Here is a 22,468-nt window from a genome sequence, read left to right as displayed (position 1 = left end):
TACCGCCCCAGCTCCGGACAACTCAGCGCAGCAACCGCAGGAAGGGCACTCAGCGATGACCGTTGACCCGCAGGACGCGGTGACCGGCAGTGAACCGATCAACCGCTTCTCCATCCGGATCTCACGCCGCACGATGATCAAGTCGATGGTGTCGGCGGCGGCGGCCGGGGGAGTCCTGGCCCTCGGCCGGGGAAACTGGAAATCCTCCCCGGCGCTTCAGCTGGATGCCAACACCCCACCGGTGAAGGCTTATACGCTGGCCGGTACCGACGGTTGGGTGTCCATGCCGGTCGGGGCGAACGCGATGCCCCCGTACTTCCCGGACAGTCTCGCCCCGGCCAACGGAAACCACACCACCGACCTCCGCAAAGACCTCTTCACCACCTACGCCTTCGGCTTTCGCAACGTCACCGCCTACAACCCGCAGCTTTCCCCGACCAGTCGTTTCCTCGTCGACAACGTCAAGAACCACGTGCAGATCTCGGCCCCCTTGATCTATGCCCAGGCCGGTCAGGACCTTCGGCTGACCTTGTTCAACCTGGGCATGGGCAACCGCCCGGACCTGTTCGACAGCCACACCATCCACTTCCACGGTTTCGCCAACCAGATCGCCTACTTCGACGGGGTACCCGACGCCTCGCTGTCGGTGCCGCCAGGCCAGTCCTTGCATTACCGCTACCTGCCGGTCGACGCCGGGACCTACATGTACCACTGCCACGTCGAGGACGTCGAGCACGTCCAGATGGGGATGAACGGGATGGTGTTCATCGCCCCGCGCAAGGGCCTGAACTACGCCTACGACACTGCTGGTGACGCGACCACGCCGAACGAACAGAGCAGTCGGTTCGACCGGCAGTTCTCCATCCACCTGTCGGAGATCTTTCCGCAGGGCCACTTCGGCGACGCCCACATCCAGGACACCGATTGGACCGACTTCACCGGCTACTTCCGCTTGATGAACGGGCGCGCGTGGCCGGACACCATCGCTCCGCACGCCGGCGACTATCCCACCGGCGCGCCGGGTGATCCCGATGCCGCGCTGATCGGAACGGGAGACGCGCTCGTCGACGCCACGCGGCTGCGCTACCAGCCGCTGTCCTCGCTGATCCAGGGCGAGGCGGGGGAGTACCTGCTCGTTCGCGTCTCCCACCTCGGGTACGAGCAGCACTCGCTGGTCCTACCCGGCCTGCCGATGACCATCATCGGTCAGGACGCGAAGTTCCTGGGCGCCGGACGCGACGGCTACTACCCCGACTACCAATACGCCCAGAACGATCCGCTCAAACCGCAGCGGGTGCCCGATGCGCCGCGCGGGAACGTACAGACGCAGACCAACCGGGTCGACATCGGCCCGGGTGAGAGCCGTGACTTGCTGATCGGCCCGCTGCCGGCCGTCACCCAGAAGACAGTTTTCCCCTTTTACGACCGGGAGTTCGGGTACCTCAACGGCCCGGACACCACGGCCGGCTACGGCGGCATGCGCACCGAGGTGCACGTATACCCCGCGGGCGGCCTGCAGCGTCCCACCGCGGCCGAGCTGGACCAGCTCACCAGCGGGCCGGACGCGAAGACCCTTGATCTGCAGGGCAACTCGGTCAGCAACTTCATCGGATCCGGTGCCGCCGTGAAGTATCGGGACGGCAGCGACATCCGGCAGACGTTTCCCGGCAAGCTCTACCAGGCCAAGTGATGAGGCGCGCGATGAGATTCAACCCCGTGGAATCGGCCGTCGGTCCGCGTTCGCGGTCCCGCCGACGGTACCGGTGGCAGCTGCCGATCGCGGTAGCAGCCCTGCTCGCCGCCTCTTTCACCCCATTCGCGACCAGCTCCTCGGCTGCACCTGCTCCCCCCGGGCAGGCCGAGGGGCTGGTCTGCGCCGCCGGGTCGACGGCCGATTTCTATCACCCACCCAAGGCTCCGCTGGCCACCAACCCGAGTTTCGTGCTGACCACGCAGGACGGCTACATCACCACGCCCGACGGAAACTCCATCTACATGTGGGGATATGCCGTCGGCAGCGGTGCCTACCAGGATCCGGGTCCGGTGCTGTGCGTGAACGAGGGCGACAGTGTCACCATCACCCTGCGCAACACCCTGCCGGTACCGACCTCCATCCAGTTCCCGGGCCTGACCGGGGTCAAGGCCAACGGCTCGCTGTCCGAGCCGTCCACGACGACCGACTCGTTGGCGACCCCGGCCGGCGCAGACCCCGGTTCGGCACCCAACGTCACCGACAGCACGGCCGAGACGAAGGTGACCTACAGCTTCGTGGCCGATCATCCGGGCACTTTCCTCTACGAGTCGGGCACCAATCCCGAGCTGCAGGTCCAAATGGGACTCGTGGGCGCGATCATCGTCCGTCCCAAGCTCGGCAACCCCTGCCTCAGTGGCGCAGCGGTCACGGACGGGACGCCGTGCACTCCCTCCAGCCACGTCTACGACGACGCGGGTGCGACCGCCGGGATGGCCACCGACCCAAGTAGTTGTGGCAAGGCCGGTCCGCTGGCGTGCTTCTCGGAGTTCAACCCGAAAAAGGAATACCTGCACCTGCTCAGCGAAATCGATCCCGCCCTGCACGAGGCAGCCGAGACCGGTAAGTACGACTACGAGATGTCGGCTTACAAGGCGAGGTACTTCTTTATCAACGGGCGCAGCTTTCCCGATACCGTCTCGCCGAACTTCGCCGCGCACCTGCCGTCTCAGCCCTACGGCGCGCTGGTGCACATCCAGCCGCGCAATACCGACCCGACGAGCCAGGACTACAACCCTGAACCGGCCCTGGTTCGCTACCTCAACTCAGGTCCGGTCGATTACCCGTTCCATCCGCACTCCAACAACGAGCGACAGATCGGCTTCGACGCCAGCCCGCTGATCAACACGACCAGCGCCGCGTTGCCCGCCGACGCCTCGGTCGACCGGTACTCCATCGTGGTACCTCCCGGAGCGACGATCGAAACCGAGTTCGCGTGGGTCGATCAGGCGAACTGGGATCCGAAGAACCACGCCATCAACTCCGGTGGTGCCGGCGAGGTGGTCGTCCCGGACCAGCAAGCACGCACCGAGGGCCAGTTCTGGTCGGGAACTCCTTATCTCGGCCAGCACGGTGATCTGGCCACCGGAGTGACCCAGTACAACCAGTGCGGCGAGATGTATCAGGTCGCGCACAGCCACGCGCTGTTCCAGGCGACCAACTACGGCGCATCCATGGGCGGGATGCTCACGATGATCCGCATCGACCCACCCAACTCCTTTGCTCAACACGCCAATTGCACGACGGGGAACTGACATGAGCAACTCGGCACAGGGTTCGCGCCACGGCGTGTTCGCACGTACCGCACGCCACTCCGGCCGCCGGTCGCGCCGCAGTGCGATCGCGGCGGTGGCGGTGCTCGCGAGCATCGTCGCGCTGCTGAACGCAGGCCCGGCCTCGGCGGCCGTGGCGGCCACCCTCAGCGCGTCGGCGATCGCGGGTAACCCCACCGTCACGTTCACCGCGACGGTGACCGGGGCCGGATCGGGTGACACCGGCTACGTGTGCTTCGGCGACGAGGCGGCCAACGCCTGCGACGTCAGTCACGTCGGATCGACGGCGGTCGATCTGACGGCCGCAAGCTCTGCCGGCGGCGCGACCCTGAGCCACCAGTACGCCAGCGAAGGCATCTACTCGGCCGTGCTGTTCGAGGTTCAGGCAGGCGCGATCACCGCAAGCACGCCGGTCTCGGTGACGGTCACCATCGATGCCACCGCGCACCTGACCAGCACGGTGACGGGCCTGACCGCGGTCTTCGACGGCACCAGCTCCACCGCCTCGGACAGCGATACCTGGTGGGCCTGCTTCGGCGACAACAGCACCTGCTCGGCGACCCAGCCCGACCTGTCCGGCACGCTCAACGGCGGTAGCCATCCCCTCGCCTCCGTCTCTCACACCTACGCTGCTCCGGGCACCTACCCGGCCAGCCTGACCGTCGTCGGCCCCAGCGCCACCACGACGGCGGCCGCTCCGACCACGGTCAACTTCCCGCATCCCACCGCCGTATTGAGTGCCGACAGCACCTCCGGTTCCGGCAGCCTGCCAGTCACCTTCGACGGCTCCAAGTCCGTCGTCGCCGCCGGGGACAGCTGGCAGTTCTGTTACGGGGACCGGGCTGGTTGCTCGGCCACTACGTCTGATGACAGCGGCACGATCAGCGCCACCAGCCCGACGATCGCGCTGAGCACCACGGCGCACAATTACACTCCGGGCAACTACACGGCGACCTTGTGGCTCACCGGCGCGGGGACGACCACGAACGCCACGGTGGCGATCACGGTGGCCAAGCCGATCGCCGGCCCGGACGTCACGTGCACGCTGGCCTCCGGGGTGCGCACGTGCGACCTGTTCGCCAAGGGCAACGGCTCGGTGGTCGCCGGCACCGGCGCCGACCGCAAGACCATCCCGTTCTGGGGTTTCACCACCTCCGACGCCGACAAGCCCGTCCTGGGTGGCCCGGAACTGGTCGCCACCGAGGGAGAGCGACTCGCCTTCACCGTGCACAACGAGCTGGACCCGCGGGCCGGCACCGTTTCGATCACCGTCCCTGACCTGATCGGGTCCCCTGACCCGAACGGGGTGGCCCCTGGCTCCACGGGCCCGTCCAACCCGTCCTCCGGGCCGTTTACCCTCACTCGTCCCGGGACCTACATCTACGAGGCCGGCCTGACCCCGGGCGGCGCTCGGCAGGTGGCGATGGGCATGTCCGGCGTGCTCATCGTGCGCCCGTCCGTGCCGACTGCCTCGAACTCGGCACGCTGCGCCTACGATGCGGCGGTCAACGCCGATTGCGTGACCAACAAGGACCCGAACAACTACTTCGACCGCGAGAAGCTGGTGGTGCTCAACGAGCTCGACGCCGACTTCGCCGCCGACCCCTTCGGTACCGACACCGGCAACTACCACCCGACCAACTACTTCCTCGACGGCGTCGCCTATGACACCAGCAAGACCGCGTTGGACCCGAGCGATCTCGCCTTCGACCCGACGATCAACGCGGTTCGGTTCGATGCCGCACGCGGTGACACGGTGTTGTTGCGCTACGCCGACCTCGGGTTGCGCGAGCACGCCATGAACCTGCTCGGAGTGCCGCAGACCGAGACCGCGCGGGATGCTCACCTGCTGCCCGGCACTCAAACGCACACGACCGAGTTCCTCAACGCCGGTGAGACCTCGGACGCGTTCGTCAGCATTCCGGGCGATGCTCCGAAGAACGCCCAGTACCCGATCTTCGACGCCGGCCTGCACCTGAACAACGGAGCGGCGGGCGGGCTGGGCGGCATGTACGGCAATCTCAACGTGATCAACGGAGTCACCGCGTCCGATCGAGGTCCGGTCGGTACCGCGGCCACCGTCACGCCCACCTTCAGCGCGAGCACGCCGAACGTCGACAACGGCCAGATCCCGACGTTGGCGGTCACCGGCACCTTCAGCGCGCAGCCGACCGCCGCCGGCGCCACGCCCACGGTGGCCTCGTTGCAGTGGGCCCTGGACGGTGTGCCCGGAACCGGCGGCCTGTGGCAGCACACCACAGCCGCACCCGACCCGGCTGGAGCCAGCACCGCGTCCCTGTCGTTCACCGTGTCGGCCGACCTGCTCACCCAGCTGCTGGGCACCGAACCCGACCGGGTCTTCGGCGACCACACCGTGTGGCTGCAAGCCCTCGATTCCAACGGGGTTGCCGGTCCGGCCATCGGCGCGTCCTTTGCGCTGGCTCGCCGCGACGCGGTGATCTCCGGCCTGTCGATCGACCCGGCTGTCACCAACGGCAACACCCAGTCCGCCCAGGGACCGGTCAGTTCGACGAGCGTGACCGCCGATTCCAACGACGTCGCCGTCGCAGCCGGTCCCAGCACTCTCAACGTGAAGTCCACCGCGGGATTCCCAGCTGACTGCACCGTCTTCGGTGACGCCTGCCAGCTCACTGTGGGGATGACCATCGCCTCCGGCCCAGCCGCCGGTGACACCGAGTTCGGCCAGTTCCACTACACCGGCCTGACCACCACCACGTTCACCGGGGTCACCGCCGATCCGTCCGTAGTGACGGGTAATCACGTCTTCCGCACCGGTAACACCGTCGCGCTCGACGTCATCCCAGCCGGCTACATCGCCGTGGACGGCACGGCAACCTCGTCGCTGCCGGGCTGGTTGATCAGCGCGGCGCAGGCCTGCGTCGTGGCCGCCGGCACCGAGACCGCGCCGGTGGCCGCCGACGCGAACAAGTGCGCCACCTCTGCCGCCACGGTCACGAACCTGCCGGTGGATACACCCGATTCGCTGCTCCCGATCGCCGGCTTCATCAATCCGCCGAAGCTGCCGAACGGCGTGAGCGACGGCGCCCGCTTCTGGGTGATGGTGCGCGCGCAGGAGGGGCCGGACGGAACTCCCTGCTCGGTGCCGGGCAGCTGCCGGTGGAGCCCCTGGCTGTACTCCCAGTCCGCGACCGCGGTCGACACCGCGACGTACCAGAAGTTGACCGTGGTCAAGAAGGGTCCCGAAACAGGTATCCCGACGATCACCCCGGCCGTGAACAACGGGTTCACCGCCGCGAGCGGAAACCTCGGGCTGTTCGACTCGTTCAACGTCAAGGCGACCGCGACCTCGACCTGGGCCAACATCGATCTGGCGGAGGCGTTCCTGGACACCACCAGTCACGCGCCGGGCACCACCGTGCAGGATCCGGTGCAATGCACCAGCCAGACGCCTGACCTGCCCACCGGGTGTGTGGTCTACGGCCGCGGTGCGGAGATGACTCCGGCCGGTGGTAAGTGGAACGTCAGCACCACCCAGGCCTCCGACGCATTCCTGCCGCTGTCGGCGCTGCAGAGCCTGCCGGACGGCCTGGTCCGGGTGTGGGTCCACGCTCGCGACATCGCCGGCAACTGGGGGCCCTTCAGCTCCACCGACCTCGTCCTGGACAAGACCCCACCGACCGTGGACTCCTTCGCCGGCGTCACAGCGAGCACGACGACCGCCGGTGCGTCGCAGGCACCCCGCCAGACCGGCGCGCTGCAGGTGACGTCTACCGCGGGCTTCCCCGGGGCCGGCTCGATCGTGATCACAGGGGCTGCTGGCGGCGCGAAGACTTACGCCTACACGTCGCTGACGGCCACCCAGTTCCTCGGCGTCACCGGGCCGGCCGGGTCCTACGCCGCGGGTCTGGCGGTGACGGCCACTACGCCGTCGGTCGTCCTGAGGGCCCATGACGTGCTGGTCAACGGGGCGGCCTCCGGGCTGGTCGGGGCGGAATGGTTCGTCGGAGCCGATCCCGGCGAGGGCCACGCGAATCCGGTCACGCTGGCCACGGGCTCGAGCGGCACCTTCCCGGGTCCGGCCAACTCCGCCGCCATCCAGTCCTACACCCTCAGCGGTCTGCCCCACGGCAGCGTGCACGTCCGGGTGGTGGACGCTGCCGGCAACTGGAGCGCCGTATCCAACGGGACGGTCTGAGCAGTCATGGCCGATCGGAGCACGACCAATGCTCGAGCAGGAAGGATCTGACATGACCGCGATCACCGAGGACCTCGATCGGGAGGATCGGGCCCCGGCCGAGCCGGGCTCATCCCCGGCGGGCGTACGCCGTAGTGCTTCGGTGCGAGGCCGGCTGGCCTTCGGCCTCGTGTTACTGGTGCTGGTAACCGCCATCGTCGGCACCCGGCTGTCGCTGCATCACCGCAGTACCCCGGTGGTCTCGGTGGCGCACCCGGCTGCGCCCGTCCCCGCGAGCCCGGCCATCGAGTCGTCCTGGGGGATCCGCTACACCGGCGTCATCCTGCTGGCCGATGGGGGAGGGGTGGAGCTCAGGTATCAGGTCCTCGACCTGAACAAGGCCGAGAAGATCCACCTCGGTGACGCCGGCTCCAACCAGTTGCCGACCATCACGGTGGACGGCACGAGCGGTCGGGTCACGCCGAGCGCGGTCCTGATGCACTTTCACCACGGCGATACTGCCGACGGTCGCACCTACTCCATCGTCTACGGAAACGCCGGCGGCGTTGTGCACACGGGTGATTACGTCAGCATCACCATGAAGGACGGGGCGACGCTCAAACACGTTCAGGTCTCGAGCTGATGGCTGGGGACGGATCGCTGAGGCGAGCGGGTAAGCATGGCCTGCTCGCCGCGGTGGCGCCGCTCCTGCTTGTCCTGGGCGCGGGTACCGGCTGCACGACCCATCACGCCACAGGCGTCGCGGAGCACGGGCCGCTGACGTTGAGCAGTCCGGCGTTCGCGGCCGAATCCATGATCCCGCTGACCTACGGGTGTACCGGCGCCGGTAACGCGCCACCACTCGTCTGGCACGGGGCCGCGCCGGCCGGCACAGCAGGCTGGGCCATCGTGCTTCAGGATCTCGATGTGACGCCGGCGCCCTGGCTGCAGTGGGTGGTCTCCGACCTGCCTACGTCGACGCGGACCCTGGGCACCGCGCCGCTACCCAGCGGTGCGGTCGTCTCGGCTGCGTCCAACGGAACTGTGGGCTACGTCGGGGCGTGCCCTCGCAGCGGAACCGTGAACCGCTACCGATTCACCGTCTACGCGCTTCGGACGCGGCTGGCGCTGTCAGCGCACCTACCCGCCGCCAAGGCGATGTCGGCGATCTCGGCCTCGGCGCTGGCCAGTTCCAGCGTCACCGGCTCCTTCGCCCGCTGACCTGCCCGGCAAAACAGTTAACGGTGTATGTCAAGGCTTTACTGTTCGTTAGGGATTCTCCTGCCGCGGCGCGCGGCAAACAGCGTGGCAGGTCTTCGACCGCCTCTCACGCTCGGAGCGCAGCCGATTGCCCTCAGCGACGATTGTTCGCGGCAACTCGGGCAAACGTCCCTTGTCGCAGGGAGATTCTGCCCGCGCGGGTTTTTGCGGGCCAACCACGCCAGCCTCGCTCGGTGGTCCGCCGTACGCGGAAGTTACAAAGTCCCGGCAACCCTTGAGCTCGCTGCGGACACCCGGTTTAGTTCCCCTGTGCGGGGCGTTTTCAGGCCCGTTGGAGAGTCGAAAATCGGGGGCTATCGTGAGCAGGATTCTCGTGGTGGAGCAAGAGGCGACCTTGCGCGGGCTGCTGTCACGGCTGATCCAGGACGCCGGTCACGAGGTCTGTGCGGTGGGCACCGGGACCGAGGGACTGGCGATCGCCATCACCGGCGATTTCGACCTGGTGATGCTCGAACTGTCGTTGCCGGACGTGGCCGGTGAGCACGTGGTCGGCGCGTTGATTGCCGTCAAGCCGGAAAGCCGGGTGATGGTGGTGTCGGGGGTGACCGACGTGCACCGGCGGGTAGCCGTGCTCGACGCCGGCGCGATCGACTTCCTGGCCAAGCCGTTCGCCAACGACGAGTTGTTGGCCCGGCTGCGCGCGCGGATCCGCGCGGACCGCCCGGCCCATCTTTCGTTGGCGCATAGCGTGTCGTCCGCGCCCGCGGCTCGAAACAGCCCCGATTCCGCCCTGCCCATGTCGACAGCCGCACAACCGCAACTGGTCGAGCCACCTCAACGCCCGGCCTGGAACGAGAGCGTGCAGCTTGATTCCCACCGTCGCGCCCTGATCGTCAAGGGGCGCGTTATCGAGCTGTCCCAGCGAGAGTTCGTCCTGATGTCGCATCTGCTGCAGCGGCGTGGCCAGATCTGCACCCGGCCCGAGCTGTTGGCCGACGTCTGGGGGGTCGACTTCGATCCGGGCACGAACGTGGTCGATGTGTACGTGCGACGGTTGCGGGCGAAACTGGCCGACAACAGCATCGAGACCATCCGCAACCACGGCTACCGCCTCGTGGCCAGCTGAACACGGCGGCTGACCCTCGCGTAAAACCGGTGTATGAAATATCCTCACGCGATGGCCATGATGCTGCTGATCGAGGACGATCCGGTCATCGGCAATGCGCTGCAGGCGACGCTGCGAGACAGCCGCCACCAGATCGCGTGGGCCCAGAACGGTACCGAAGGGCTCCGGTTGGCCGACCAGGTGCGCTTCGAACTGGTTCTGCTTGATCTGGGCCTGCCCGATCTCGACGGCTTCGACGTCTGCCGGCAGATCCGCACGCTCAACCCCAACGTCGTCATGGTGATCCTCACGGCCAGCGATGCGGAGAACGACGTCGTCGTCGCTCTGGAGGCCGGTGCCGACGACTACCTGACCAAGCCCTTTCGCACCAACGAGTTGCAGGCGCGGCTGCGCGCCCACCTGCGCCGGGGTTCGGCCGCGGGAAACGCCGCGCGCACCCAGAGGTTCGACTCGCTGGTCATCGATCGTTCCCGCCGGGTCGTCGAGCTCGCCGGCCACCCAGTCGCCTTGCGGGCGCGGGAATTCGACCTGCTCAGCGCGCTGGCCGCCGAGCGTGGCAGCCTGGTCTCCCGCTGGTCGCTGGCCTTGGAGGTGTGGGGAGATGCCTCGATCGCGGCGAACAAGACGATCGATGTGCACCTGTCGATGTTGCGACGGCGGTTAACGGCTGCTTCTGTGGCAGCGGCGGTGCGTTGTCCGCGGATCGTCACTGTGCGCGGGCGTGGCTTTCGCCTCGAGTCCGACCCCGCGGAGCATCAGTGAGAATCGACCTCGGCGGGGGAGGTGGGCCGCTATGCGTCGCCGCATCGTCTCGTTGACCGTGCTGTCGAGCTTGCTCTGCATCCTGCTGTTCGCGGTCCCGCTCGCTCTGGGCGCCTCGTACTACTTCCGGGCCCGCGAGCGAAGTGACCTGCAGCGGATCGCGTATGCCGTCGCCTCGGCCGCAGCGGACAACGTCACGTCCGGAGCGAGGCTGGCACAGCTGGAACGGCCCATCGGCGGTGTGCGCGTCGGGCTCTACGGCCCGGACGGTCGTTTCATCAGCGGGGTCAACGAGCCGCGTGGCGCCGCTGCGGTACGCGGCGCACTGGCCGGCACCGCGCAGCAGAACACGGTCGGCGACGAGATCGTGATTTCCGTGCCTGTCATCGACCAGGACACGGTTACCGGTGCTGTACTGGCCACCCGCTCAGTGAGCGCAACCCGTTGGCAGATCGGTTTGAGCTGGGTGGCGCTCGTGGTCCTGGCCGCACTCGGCCTGGCCGCGGCCGGGATTCTGGCTCGCCGCCAGGCCAGTCGGCTCGCGCGTCCGCTGGAGCAGCTGTCCCTAGCGGCCGAACGAGTCGGTGAGGGCGACTTCACCGCGCAGGCCGTGCCCGTCGGGATCGCCGAGATCGATTCGGTGAACCAGTCCATGGAGCGCGCCGCAGCCCGGCTGCGGATGTTGCTCGCCCGCGAACGGGCTCTGGCCGGCGATGCCTCCCACCAACTCCGGACCCCGCTGACCGGCCTGCGACTGGTGCTCGAACGAGCCGCGGCCACCCCGCACGACAACGCCGCGGCCATCGCCGAGGCACAACACATCATCGAGCGCCTCGAGCTGACCGTGACTGACATGCTGCATCTGGTTCGTGGTGCACCCCGCCCAGACGAGCCGCTGTCCATTCCCGACCTCGTGGCTCATGTCGAGCAACGCTGGCAGAGCACGTTCGCCGGTCCGGGGCGCACGCTCAGTGTGCGCGTCGAGGGTGACCTTCCGCCGGCCTTTCTGCGCCCGGACGCTGCCCGCCAGATCCTGAACGTGCTGATCGACAACGCGGGGGTGCACGGCCAGGGGACGGCTTCGGTGGTAGTCCGTGACGCGCTCGGGTCGCTGGCCATCGATGTGTCGCAGGACGGGCCCCCGCTGACCGTGGCGGCCCAGTCCCTGTTCGCCGAACGAGTTGGTGCCGGCTCGCGAATCGGACTGCCGCTGGCGCGGGCCATCGCCGAGACCGCGGCGGCGCGTCTCATCGTGACCGCAACGGATCCACCGACGTTCACGCTGCTGATCCCGCCCCGACCCGATGGAGCGCCGGTCCCCAGCGCCCCGGTCGTCGGCGCGACGGGCTGACGCCGCGGAAGTCGGCTCGCCGCGATCGCGGTGCGCCCAGGGAACGCCTCGGAAGGACGGCTCAGGCCGGCAGGTTCAGGTCGGCGAGTTCAGCCATCTGACGTTCTTCGCTGTCCACTGCCGCTTTGATCTGCTCGGAGCCCATCGCCAGGCTGACCGCGTAGTAGAAGATGACGAGGCTGAATGCTGCAACCACGAGCAGGTCGATCCAGTTGGGCAGCGCGTGATGCGCGCCTTTACCGTAGCGACCGATCAATCCGATGATGGTGATTCCGATCAGCCAGGGCCAGATCCAGGACGCCGCCCGCCAGTCGATATCCGCTCGGCGCACGTCCTTGGCGCGGCGCAGCGTGATCTCGAACAACACCCGTCCTACGAAGATCGCGGTGAGCAGCTTCCAGGTCGCCTCGAACCCACCCCAGTAGATGATCAAGTTCGCCGCGACGAAGCCAACCGGGTTGAGGACTTTGGGCATCGGTAGCCGGTAGGGGCGCGGGCGGTCGGGATCGCGTGCTTGCAGGGCCGCGAGCGAGACCGGCGCAAACGCGTACATGATCGCGGTTGCCCCCGTGACGAGGCCCACGAGCGAACTCCAGCTGGGGAAGGGCAGAAACGTGATCTCGCCGATGACGAAGGCCAGCAGGATCGAGTAGGTAGGAACGCCCCGGCGGTTGGTCTGAGTGAGCTTGTCGCTGAGGACCTCCTCCTCGCCCAGCGCATAAGACAACCGAGCCGAGGTTCCCAAGTAGATCAACCCGGTGTCGCACGGAGATATCACCGCGTCGATCAACAGGATGGTCGCAAGCCACCCGGCGCCGGCCGCCAGCGCCAGTGTGTAGTAGGGACCGAAATCTCCCGCGCCGATCGGGTTGGCCCAGCCGTGCACCAGGTTCTTCGGCGCGAGGCCGCCGATAAACGCAACCTCGAGCAGAATGTAAACCGCCGCCCCGATGAACATGGCGGAGATGATGGCGCGGGAGATGTCCCTGCGAGGATTGCGCGCTTCGCCGGCCATCTGGACCGCTTGTTCGAATCCTTGAAGCGAGAACACGACTCCCGCGGGCAGGGCCGCAAATACTCCGTGCACGCCGTAGGGCATGAACCCGCCCCCGGCATGGAAATTGGAAGCGTGGAAGGAGAGCGACATGATGACGACGATCGCGAGGATGGGGACCGCGAGCTTCCAGATAACCAGAACGTTATTGCTTGCGGCGAGCAGTTTGGCGCCCATGAGGTTGACGATGGTGAACAGCAGCATCGCAGCAGAAGCCACCAGCACGCCTACGGCGGTCAATGTGCCGTTTCCGTGCAGGAGATGCAGGTGCTTCTTGGCCCAGCCAGTGCTGGCCAGGTAGGAAATGCTCGCCTCGACCTCGATGGGAGCGATCGTGACCGCCTGCAGGTAGGCAGCCCAGCCGGCCGTGAACCCCGCGAGCGTGCCGAACGCGAAGTAGGGAAACCGGGCCGTTCCACCGGCGACTGGGTAGGCAGCACCCAACTCTGCGTGAATCAGAGCCAGCACGATCAGCAGCATCGCGGCAAGGATCCAGGACAGTAGCGATGCAGGGCCGGCCGATTGTGCCGCGCCGAGGGCGCCCAGCAACCAGCCGGAGCCGATGATCGAACCGAGGGCGATGAACATCAGTCCGAACAGCCCGACCGAGCGGTGTAGCTCGCGTCCGGTCCGGTCGTGGGGCGCGGCGGCACTGTTCAGAGTGGTGCTCATCAAACCTCCCAGAAGGGTGAAATCGCTCGTCAGCGATCGTCGACCCCGCCTGCCCTCTCCGTCAAGCGAGCGAGCGGCCGCGGATCGGCCGGTGGCGGATTCTATTGCGCGGCCAGCGGGGGAGGTTTAGCGTTCGGCCCACAGCCGAAACCCGAGCGGGGCGCGTGCATATGAGGATCCGTCAGGCTCGAATTGCGTTGTTCGCGGTCGCCCTGGTGGCGGTCTTCGTCCCCGCGCTGGCTGGGCCGGCACATGCCGCCCCTGGCGCGCCGAATCCGGCTTCGAAGGTACGCAGCGGGCCTGCGTCCTACGTGCCGTTGCGGACCGCGCCGAAGGGGGTGACCCCGTTCGACGCCATCTTGTCGAACCTCGACTACAACGGTGGACCGTTGATGCCGTCGAATACCGACTACATCGTGTTCTGGAGCCCCAAAGGCCTTGGTGCCTACGGCCCCGGTGCCCCACCGCAGTACACGACTGGACTGCAGCAGTACTTCACCGACTTGGCCCATGACAGCGGCGGCCGGCAGAACGTCGACTCGGTAGCTACTCAGTACAACGACCTGACCGGCGCGACCTCCCGCTACCACGTCACCTTCGGCGGAGTATTGCTCGACACCGACCCGTATCCCGCCAGCCAGTGTCCTGTCAACGCCCCGGTCATCAGGTGCCTGAGCGACGGCCAGATCCAACAGGAACTGGAGAAAGTCGTTACTGCACACCATCTCAAGCGCGACTTCACCCACGAATACTTCATGATGACCCCACCGCACGTGGAGAACTGTTTCAGCAACGACCCCAATGCGAGCCCGCCGTTCGGAGGCTGCTCGGCTGGCGAGGTGCCGACGTCGCTTGCCTTCTACTGCGCTTACCACCAGAACACCAGCATCGCGCCGATGCTGCTGTACTCGAACAACCCCTACGTCGTCGGCAACCCAGGCTGTGACGACGGAAACCACCCCAATGGGCCGTCCGATGGCGCTCTCATCGGCGGGTTGAGCCACGAGCACAACGAGTCGATCACCGACCCGATGCCCAACGACGCCTGGACAAACGGCGCCGGTCCGAACCACGGTTTGGAGAATGGTGATCAGTGTGACGGCCAGATGGGTACTCCGCTGGGAACGACCGCTGGCGGGGCGAAGTACAACCAGGTGATCAACGGCCACTTCTACTGGTACCAGGAGGAGTGGAGCAACCAGGGCCACACGTGCCTGCAGCGGTTACCGGCCGTGGAGCCCAAGCCCAAGGCCGCGCTTGCGGTGACGCACGGTACCGGGACAACACTGACCTTCAACGCCGCCGGTTCGAGCGCGCGTGGCGGCGTTGCCGAGTACGTGTGGCAGTTCAACGACTCCTTCGGCGCGGACACGGTCGAGCAGACGACGCCCACCATCAGCCACACCTTCCCGGCGGCCGGGGCATACTCAATCGGGCTAACGGTCGTCGGCAGCGATGGAATCTCGACGGGGACCGGCGGAATAGCCAGGACCGGCCACAACGGCTTCACACCCGGCTTCACCGTTTCTTCGACCAAACCAGCCGCGGGTCAGAACGTGAGGTTTGCCGCGCTGACGACGGTCAGCAGTCAGCCCGTGATCACCTACCACTGGGAGTTCGGGGACGGATCGATCGCCTCGGTAGGCCAGCCGCATCACAGCTACGCCAAGCCCGGCACATACACCGTGAAGCTCGTGATGCTCAGCGGGACGGGCTCGGCCTTCCCTGGAGCTGGCGCAGGACCGATCTCGGAGCGCCAGATAACGGTGCACTGATTCCTAGCCTCGAAGCTTTCAAAGCAGGGTGGGGAATCAGCGGAGCAGCTGTCCGAGTAGTGGTTGGATCAGCGGTCCAGGGCCGAGGCCGAGTTCTTCGCGCAGCACGATGCGGAGCTGGGGCTTAGGTGCTGAACAGATGGCAACTGAGCTCACGCATGTGCCGGGTTGCGCGGCCAACGCACGCTGGTGCTGCTGTCCGCGTGTGTCATGAGCTTTGCACTCTGGTCCGCGCCGACACACAGCCAGAACGCTCTGCGGTGACGGGCACTACTTTCCGTCCTGATCACCGATCGACACCTTCATGCCGACCGACGTCCGCCCGTGGTTCAACGTCCGGGGTCGGCCCGCCGGGTCCTGCCGGGCCGACCCAGTTCGTCGGATCAGCGTGTCGCGCGTGCGGCGAGTACCCGTGAACCAGCGATCAAAGCTCGTGCGCCCGCGCGCAGCAGGACCAGCGTGACCCTGGAGGGACGGTGTCCCGCCTGCGCGTCAGCCAGAACCTGCTTCATGCGGGTGGCTAGCGCATCCCGAGCCTCGGCAAGCGCCCGCAACGCACGCTGCTCGCGAGCGAACGCGGCGTCGCTGCTCGCCGTTCCGGAAGCCAGGGCCGCGCTGTCGGCGATCAAGGTATTCGTGGCGAACGCCCCGACGCTCGAGTTCAGTTGCTGGTAGTCGGCAGCCAGCGCTGTGGTCGCGCGGAGTGCCCGGGAGGGTCGGCTCAGCGCCTGGCTGATCACCCGTCCATCGGTTGGGTAGTCATCCTTGAGACCGGTCAGATGCAGCAGGGTCGGACGCAGATCGGTCTCCTCGACCCAGGTCCCGATCCTGCTGGCCTGTGGGACGGTGCGTCGGGAGTTCGGGTCCGATGCCTGGTTTCCCGCAGCCGCCTGAGGCCCGTCCACGCCGCGAGCGGCGACGCCGGGACCGACCAGCGACGACCAGGTGATGTCGATGTTGGGGCTGTAGTAGCCGTGGTTGTAGGCGAAACCGTTGTTGATGCTGACGTTCGGTCCCGAGGTGGAGAAGTAGTAGTCAGGTTTCGGGAAGAGGGTGTAGGTGGGAGTTCGCAGCGGATCGGAGGTTTGCATGTGCAGGATGCGTTGCTCGACGGCGCCGGCCTGGTAGTTGACCACCTTTTCACCCGTGACCCCGGTGTAGGGGTCATCGGCGGTCATCGCGGCCGTGTCGCGCTGCAGTTGCCTCACCGTCGGATCGGCCGCACCCGGATTGCCGTGGACGTAGATCGATGCGCCCTGTGGCTCGATGTCGAACTTCGTCGCACTGCTCGGGGTGGTAGAGAGCAGGCCGTTGATGTTGGCCTGCAGTTCGCCGATCTGGGTCGCGGTGTAATTGCACGCCACGGTGACACCGTTGCAGCCGGCCGGGCTCGGCACGGTCGCGCGGCCGACGTTGGCCCCGGCGAATTGGTCGTTCTCCTCCGCGCTGATCACGAACTCGGTATTGGCCGGCGTAATGCCATCTTTGGCGAGGCGGTCGAAGAACTTCTTGAATGCAGCATCGTAGGCCGCGGCGTTTGAGACGTAGCAGCTGTCACCGGGGCCGAGCGGCTTTCCGTTGCCGGCGGATGGCGCGGTCGTGCACTGGCTGCTGCCAGGCTTGCGCTCGTGAAGATCGGAGATGTAGCCGTAGGTGACGGGGATTCCGCTTTCCTGCATGTCGGCCAGATACGCCAGGGACTGGGTGGCCGTCGGGCTGAAGCCTGGGAAGCCGGGCTTGCCCGCGAAGGAGTTGATCAGCGTGTTTCCATCCAGATCGGTCAGGTTGCCGGCCGAATCAGTGACGGGATAACCGTTGTGGGTGAGCGAGGGCGTGCCCGCACCGAGCTGCGGCGCGACGTAGCGGTGTCCGAACAGCGCCTGGTAGCCCAGGTAGCCACCAGGCTCCGTGGGCAGGTTGTCGGCGACGGCGGACGGCGCCGGGCTGGAGCTGCCATACTTCACCGCTTGCGCGTCGGAGCACGTCGAGGCGTCCTTCGCGCAGTGCACCGCGACACCGACGTAGTCCGCGGTTTCGGCATCCTTGAACGAGGAAGGATCCGCCTGGTACTGCGCGACTTCGGCTGAGCCCGCACCGAAAACCGTGGGCAGATCGAGCGCCGTGTTCTCCAGCACCATGTTGGCCGTCGAGAAGTCGCCCACCGAACACCCCGCACGGGTGAACGGCACCCACGGCGCCGGCGTCTGCTGCCCGGTGTTGGTGCTGCGTGCCGGAACGCTGGCGGAGTAGGCCATCGTCGGTGCAGTGTCGTGACCGGCAGTCGGGGTCTTGGCGGTGTCGTACACCGGATCAGTCCAGTACGCGAATGAGCCGGCCGGATCGGTCGAGCCGTCCGGGTTGTAGGTCTTGTACGAGTTGGTCAACGGCTGGCCGTGCCGGTCGCCGTAGAGGCCGGTGTAGATCGTCAAGCTGTCATCGGCCGTGTGGGCGATCAGCGGTGTGTGGGTGTTGGAAAGCACCGTGCCGTTGGAGGTGAGGAACTTCAGCAAGGTCGGCATTTGCTCAAGGTCAGATGGCACGTTGGGGTTGTCGCGCGAGAAATGGACGTTGTCGAACACGATGCTGATGACGTGTTTGACGCCGTTGCCGAGCTGGCACGAGGACGCGTGGGTGTGGCTCAGGGTGGGCCCCGAGTGTGAGGCCGGATTCGAGGCGGCGGCCGCGGGCGTGAACCCGACGGCGACTGCGGTACTGGCCAGCAGGGTGACGGCGGACACGGCGGCGATACCCCGCCGGCCCGTCATGGCATGACGGCGCATGACGAACCTCTCCAAAGGTGACGGATCGGACCGACTGTAACTCTGCCTGCGCAGACCCGGAACCCCGTCCGAGGAAATTGCGGACGAATGGCCGATGACCAGGGTGCGACGGCGCGGTGACTGTCCGGGTCAGCCGACATCGCTCAGACGGCGCGATCCTGCCGTTGGAGTTGAACTGGTTCCAGCCCGCGCTCGGGCCGGGTGTGAAGGGAGTCAGACCAGGGCGGCGCACTGACCGATCGCGTGGCCACCGACGACGTTGACCTCGCCCGGAATGAAGCCGCCGGACACGCCCGGGGCCAGTCCGATGCAAACGAGGTTCCGCCTGACGTTATTGACCACGACGGCGACAGTCCGGCCAGGGTCGCCAGGGTCAGTCGCGGTGATGTTGAGAAGGGTCGCGTCGCCGTCGATCTTGTTGAATTGAACGCCGAGCCAGTCAGCCGTCACACCGGCAATCGTGAGGTTGCCGCCGATCGTGTTTCCCTTGATCGACCAGGGAATGTCACCGCCGCCGCCCACGAGCGTGACGTTCCCCTTGATCGTCACTTTCCTGATCAGAACCGTGTTCGCGGAGGTCGCAGTGACGTTCCCATTCACGGTGATGGTGGTGTGCCCGGACGGCTTGAGAGTGCACGGCACACCCGCGAATCTGCCTATGGTGTTCATCGGTTGGCAGCCCATGCCGAGCAAGGAGCCCGAGCCGGCAGTGACGTTGCGTCCTACGGTGATGGTCGACGGCGCGCTTTGTGCATCGAAGACCGCACCCGCGGCGACGGACAGATTGCCGACAACGTTGATCACGGCGTCAGTTGCGACACCGCACATGCCGGTGACCCTGATGCTGGCATAAGTCCCCGACGGAATATTGCCGCCACTGCACGTATATGCGACCGGCGACGTGCTGGCCTTCGCGGATGCCACGCCAGTACCGGACAACGCCAGTGCAGCTGCGCCGATCGAGATTGCGAGTGCCTTCAGACCTGTGCGCATGTCTGTGCCTTTCCCCCGAAGAAATAGACCGATTCTCGGATGCTAGGTGAATCTGCCCATGCGGGGTAGAGGGGCTTATGCAGCATTTCTAACAAGTCGTGACATACGTCGCGCATAACCAGGATATTCTTGTCGTGGGATTGACAGGAGACGATCTCCGTCGATCACCTGAAGCTCCGGGCGCATTGAGCATAACGCATTTCGACCACTGCTTAGCGGGAGCTTCACTCGACACAATTGTCACGCGCAAGTACCCGATCCCCGACTAACCCTTTATCTCACGGCGTGCGGTATCGCCGAGATCGCGACGCGCCCGGGGAGCGCCGATCGTGTCAGCGCGAGCGGAGGTCTGCTAACTGTCTGGCGCGTCGGTGTTCCGGAAGAGGTAGATACCCTCCGTCGTTACGCGGCTCGCCGATCCGACACTGCCGGGCGGCGTCCGGTAGGTAGACGCGGCGGTCGGCTCCACGGACACGTAGCCGACGTGCTCAAGCCGCCACCCGACTTCCTCGATGGCTCCGAGAACGTCGGGGACGCTCGGCGCTTCCTTCCGGCCACCTGATGACGGATTCCAGTTCGACCTGCCGACAAGCTTGTTGATCGTCATCTGGAGCTCGAAGAATCGCTGGCCGTTCTCTTTTGCTTTCAGCGCCTGCCCTACCGGCGTCAGGTCCAACATGCGTCTGCCTCATCGGCGCGAGCTTTCGCGGCTGCGCGAGGCTTGTGCAGGGCGACAGCAGCACAGACTTCCTCGCTCTGGAACGACGCCATGACCTCATGCTGGCAGACCCCGCAGGTCACGGCCCCTTTCTGGACCCAAACGCTTCGCCAATGCATATCGGGCTCACCGGATTGCTGCGGTTGCGCGCGGGGCCGTCCGCCACTGTCGTCCCGTACGGATGCAGATGATCGCGACCTCTCAACGATGTTGAGCCGCCGTCCCGCCGCGAGGGTCTCAGGGTGAGGTCGGGGTAGTACCTGATGCATCGCTGTGGGTCTGCCGGAAATCATGTAGGCGTGTCCCTATTCGCGCTAGCGTCAATCCGCTTTGGTCGCGACACCTGCTGGGTTGTGGAGGCTGGCGATGCTTGACATCCGCGAAGCCGCGCGAGGCGTGGCCTGTCGCCCGCGGGGGCGATGTCGGTGACTGCGACGGACGTGGCCGCGACAGCGGCCGGACCTGCCGGAGATGGCTCGTGGGCCGTGGAAACCCGCGGGCTCGTCAAGCGGTTCGGCTCCAATATCGCGGTGAACGGGGTCGACCTTCGGATTCCGCGGGGTTGTGCGTTCGGCTACCTGGGTCCGAATGGGGCGGGCAAGACGACGCTGATCCGGGTTCTGCTCGGCTTGACCGGCGCTGACGCCGGAACGATGTCGCTGCTCGGCCATCCGGTCCCGGCCCGTCGAGACCGTGCGCTGGCGCGGGTGGGAGCGATTGTCGACGAGCCGCGGTTTCACGCACATCTGACGGGGCGGCAGAACCTACAGGTGCTGGCTGCAGCACGCGAGCCCGCCGCCCGGGATCGGATCGATGCGTCGTTGAAACGCGTCGGGATCCTGCACCGCGCTGAGGACCGGGTGTCGAAGTACTCGATGGGTATGCGGCAGCGTCTCGGCGTGGCGGCGTGTCTGATCGGAGATCCCGAGCTGCTGATCCTGGACGAGCCTATGAACGGCCTTGATCCCGCGGGGATGCAGGAGATGCGCGACATGATCCGCTCGCTGGTCGACGAAGGCCGGACGGTGGTGTTGTCCTCCCACTTGCTCGACGAGGTCCAGCGGACCTGCGACGCGGTGGCGATCGTGGATCGGGGCAAGGTGATCCGTCAAGGCCCGATTGCGGAGCTGCTCGCTGGGACGTCGGTGGTCGTTCAGGTCGAGTGCTCAGAACCAGATCGCGCCCGGGCCTTGCTGGAAGTGAGCAGTCTCAGCGCGAGCGTCGGGTTGGAGCCCGGCGGTCTGGCCATCACCCTTCCAGCGGGCACAACCCGCGATGTCATAGCCGAGGTCGCCCGCGTCCTGGTCGGCGGCAGTATCGCGATATATCGGTTGCACCCGGTGCAGGCCTCGCTCGAGACCTGGTTCCTGCAAGTCACCAGCCGATTGGGGGATCCGGAGTGACCACCATCCGCGTGGACGACGCATCCGCAGCCCCCGGAGCATCTGCCGAGGGCAGGAGCGATCGCCGACGCTCGCCGATCCCGACCGGGGCGATGATCGCGACCCGGTTCATGGAACTACGCCGGCGCCGCGGTCTCATGATCACCCTGATCCTGGTGACGGTCGGCCTGCCCACTGTCTTCCTCGGGGTGCGACTGGTGCTGCACGCCATTGCTCCCAAGACGTACGGACCGGCCGGTGGCTACGACGTGTACACGGCGATGTCGGCGGGGGTGCTCTACACCTTCGGGTTCATCGCGGCCGCCGCTCTGGGCTGCACCGCAGGCTCGGTGGACCTGTCGGAAGGCATGTTCCGGCATCTGGTCATTACCGGCCGTTCCCGGTTGGCCCTGTACCTGGCTCGGGTCCCGGCCGGGCTGGCCATCATCGCCTCGCTCGTCGCCATCGGCTTCGGCATCGTCTGTGCCGTCTGCGTGTTCGCCGCGCCCACCAAGCTGATGTACAACGGCGTGGCCGTGCCCGCCGGCCTATCACAACGCAGCCTGGAGAATTGGGCTGCCGCCCATCCCACCGAAGTCCTGTGCAACTTCAACTATGACGGGCAAGCGAAGCAGGGCGTGGGGTGCGACAACCCGCCCGGTCAACCGGCCCGCATCGTCGTCGCCGGAGCTGACCGGCGATTCGTGACAGCCACCGCGGCCCAGGCCAAGGCGGCCGCCATCGAGATCGCCGACCACAACTACCCTGACTACAAGAAGCAGTTCCTGTACCCGTCGAACGCCCTGATGATCAAGACAGGCCTGTGGCTCGAACTCGAGGCAACGGTCGGGTTCCTGGTCGGCCTCGGTCTGGGATCCCTGCTCGGCCAGCGCACGACCGCGGTGATCCTGATGATCGTGCTGGAAATCATCCTCACCCCCATCGCCATCCGAACCCGAATACCTCACTTCATCAACGGCCAGCGGGGGATTATCGGTGTCGCCACCGCACATCTGGAACCTGGGCAGCTACCCCTGGCGTTCGGCGGCGGCGGACAGGACTTCCGCGTCACCGAGTCCACCACCACGGCCATCTGCGTCATCCTCGCGTGGCTCATCGGGTGGACGGTCATCGGCGCCTGGCGAATGACGACCCGAGACGCCTGAGAACTCAAA

At 66.6% G+C, this 22,468-nt stretch carries 15 protein-coding genes; 11 read left to right on the top strand and 4 right to left on the bottom strand.

Annotated features, from left to right (window positions below; all coding sequences use genetic code 11):
• The first annotated feature begins 55 nt into the window (after nucleotides 1–55).
• The 8 genes from M6D93_RS11940 (at nucleotide 56) to M6D93_RS11905 (ending at nucleotide 11,919) form a co-directional block, all read left to right on the top strand.
• Nucleotides 56–1,690, top strand: coding sequence for a multicopper oxidase domain-containing protein (locus M6D93_RS11940; protein WP_249769444.1), 1,635 nt, complete (start codon nucleotides 56–58; stop codon nucleotides 1,688–1,690).
• 11 nt (nucleotides 1,691–1,701) lie between these two features.
• Nucleotides 1,702–3,285, top strand: coding sequence for a cupredoxin domain-containing protein (locus M6D93_RS11935; RefSeq protein ID WP_249769443.1), 1,584 nt, complete (start codon nucleotides 1,702–1,704; stop codon nucleotides 3,283–3,285).
• A gap of 1 nt (nucleotide 3,286) precedes the next feature.
• Complete coding sequence (locus M6D93_RS11930) at nucleotides 3,287–7,480, top strand: hypothetical protein (RefSeq protein WP_249769442.1); 4,194 nt, start codon at nucleotides 3,287–3,289, stop codon at nucleotides 7,478–7,480.
• 52 nt (nucleotides 7,481–7,532) lie between these two features.
• Nucleotides 7,533–8,102, top strand: a complete 570-nt coding sequence (locus M6D93_RS11925; RefSeq protein WP_249769441.1) for a hypothetical protein — start codon at nucleotides 7,533–7,535, stop codon at nucleotides 8,100–8,102.
• Nucleotides 8,102–8,680 (top strand): YbhB/YbcL family Raf kinase inhibitor-like protein, encoded by a 579-nt coding sequence (locus M6D93_RS11920; protein WP_249769440.1) that lies wholly within the window; start codon nucleotides 8,102–8,104, stop codon nucleotides 8,678–8,680. The genes M6D93_RS11925 and M6D93_RS11920 overlap by 1 nt, the downstream gene beginning before the upstream one ends.
• A gap of 274 nt (nucleotides 8,681–8,954) precedes the next feature.
• Nucleotides 8,955–9,806 (top strand): response regulator transcription factor, encoded by an 852-nt coding sequence (locus M6D93_RS11915; protein ID WP_249769439.1) that lies wholly within the window; start codon nucleotides 8,955–8,957, stop codon nucleotides 9,804–9,806.
• Nucleotides 9,807–9,839: 33 nt separating this feature from the next.
• Nucleotides 9,840–10,568: a response regulator transcription factor gene (locus M6D93_RS11910; protein ID WP_249769438.1), complete on the top strand. Its 729-nt coding sequence runs from the start codon at nucleotides 9,840–9,842 to the stop codon at nucleotides 10,566–10,568.
• Nucleotides 10,569–10,599: 31 nt separating this feature from the next.
• Nucleotides 10,600–11,919 (top strand): HAMP domain-containing sensor histidine kinase, encoded by a 1,320-nt coding sequence (locus M6D93_RS11905; protein WP_249769437.1) that lies wholly within the window; start codon nucleotides 10,600–10,602, stop codon nucleotides 11,917–11,919.
• Between the two features lie 61 nt (nucleotides 11,920–11,980).
• Here M6D93_RS11905 and M6D93_RS11900 read toward each other — a convergent pair whose 3' ends face one another.
• Nucleotides 11,981–13,645: an APC family permease gene (locus M6D93_RS11900; protein WP_249769436.1), complete on the bottom strand. Its 1,665-nt coding sequence runs from the start codon at nucleotides 13,643–13,645 to the stop codon at nucleotides 11,981–11,983.
• 170 nt (nucleotides 13,646–13,815) lie between these two features.
• Between M6D93_RS11900 and M6D93_RS11895 the strand changes: the two genes are divergently transcribed.
• On the top strand, nucleotides 13,816–15,420 hold the full coding sequence (locus M6D93_RS11895) for a PKD domain-containing protein (RefSeq protein ID WP_249769435.1): 1,605 nt from the start codon (nucleotides 13,816–13,818) through the stop codon (nucleotides 15,418–15,420).
• A 383-nt stretch (nucleotides 15,421–15,803) separates the two neighbouring features.
• Here M6D93_RS11895 and M6D93_RS11890 read toward each other — a convergent pair whose 3' ends face one another.
• The 3 genes from M6D93_RS11890 to M6D93_RS11880 all read right to left on the bottom strand — a co-directional run bounded on the left by M6D93_RS11890 (nucleotide 15,804) and on the right by M6D93_RS11880 (nucleotide 19,872).
• A complete protein-coding gene (locus tag M6D93_RS11890; RefSeq protein WP_249769434.1) occupies nucleotides 15,804–18,200 on the bottom strand; it encodes an alkaline phosphatase family protein in 2,397 nt (798 codons plus the stop codon).
• A gap of 213 nt (nucleotides 18,201–18,413) precedes the next feature.
• Nucleotides 18,414–19,193 carry a hypothetical protein gene (locus tag M6D93_RS11885; RefSeq protein WP_249769432.1) on the bottom strand — a complete coding sequence of 260 codons (780 nt, stop codon included), beginning with the start codon at nucleotides 19,191–19,193 and terminating at the stop codon, nucleotides 18,414–18,416.
• Between the two features lie 352 nt (nucleotides 19,194–19,545).
• Nucleotides 19,546–19,872, bottom strand: coding sequence for a hypothetical protein (locus M6D93_RS11880; protein ID WP_249769430.1), 327 nt, complete (start codon nucleotides 19,870–19,872; stop codon nucleotides 19,546–19,548).
• A 464-nt stretch (nucleotides 19,873–20,336) separates the two neighbouring features.
• Here M6D93_RS11880 and M6D93_RS11875 point away from each other — a divergent pair, with 464 nt between their 5' ends.
• Entirely contained in the window at nucleotides 20,337–21,314 is a 978-nt protein-coding gene (locus M6D93_RS11875) for an ABC transporter ATP-binding protein (protein WP_249769428.1), read from the top strand.
• The gene (locus tag M6D93_RS11870) at nucleotides 21,311–22,459 is read left to right on the top strand and encodes a hypothetical protein (protein ID WP_249769426.1); all 1,149 of its coding nucleotides are present in this window, start codon (nucleotides 21,311–21,313) and stop codon (nucleotides 22,457–22,459) included. The genes M6D93_RS11875 and M6D93_RS11870 overlap by 4 nt, the downstream gene beginning before the upstream one ends.
• Nucleotides 22,460–22,468: the final 9 nt, after the last annotated feature.

It is taken from the genome of Jatrophihabitans telluris, from assembly GCF_023516435.1.
GTDB classification, from domain to species: Bacteria; Actinomycetota; Actinomycetes; order Mycobacteriales; family Jatrophihabitantaceae; genus Jatrophihabitans_A; species Jatrophihabitans_A telluris.
Note: the sequence above shows the minus strand (reverse complement) of the source record. Positions and strands in the feature narration are given on the sequence as shown.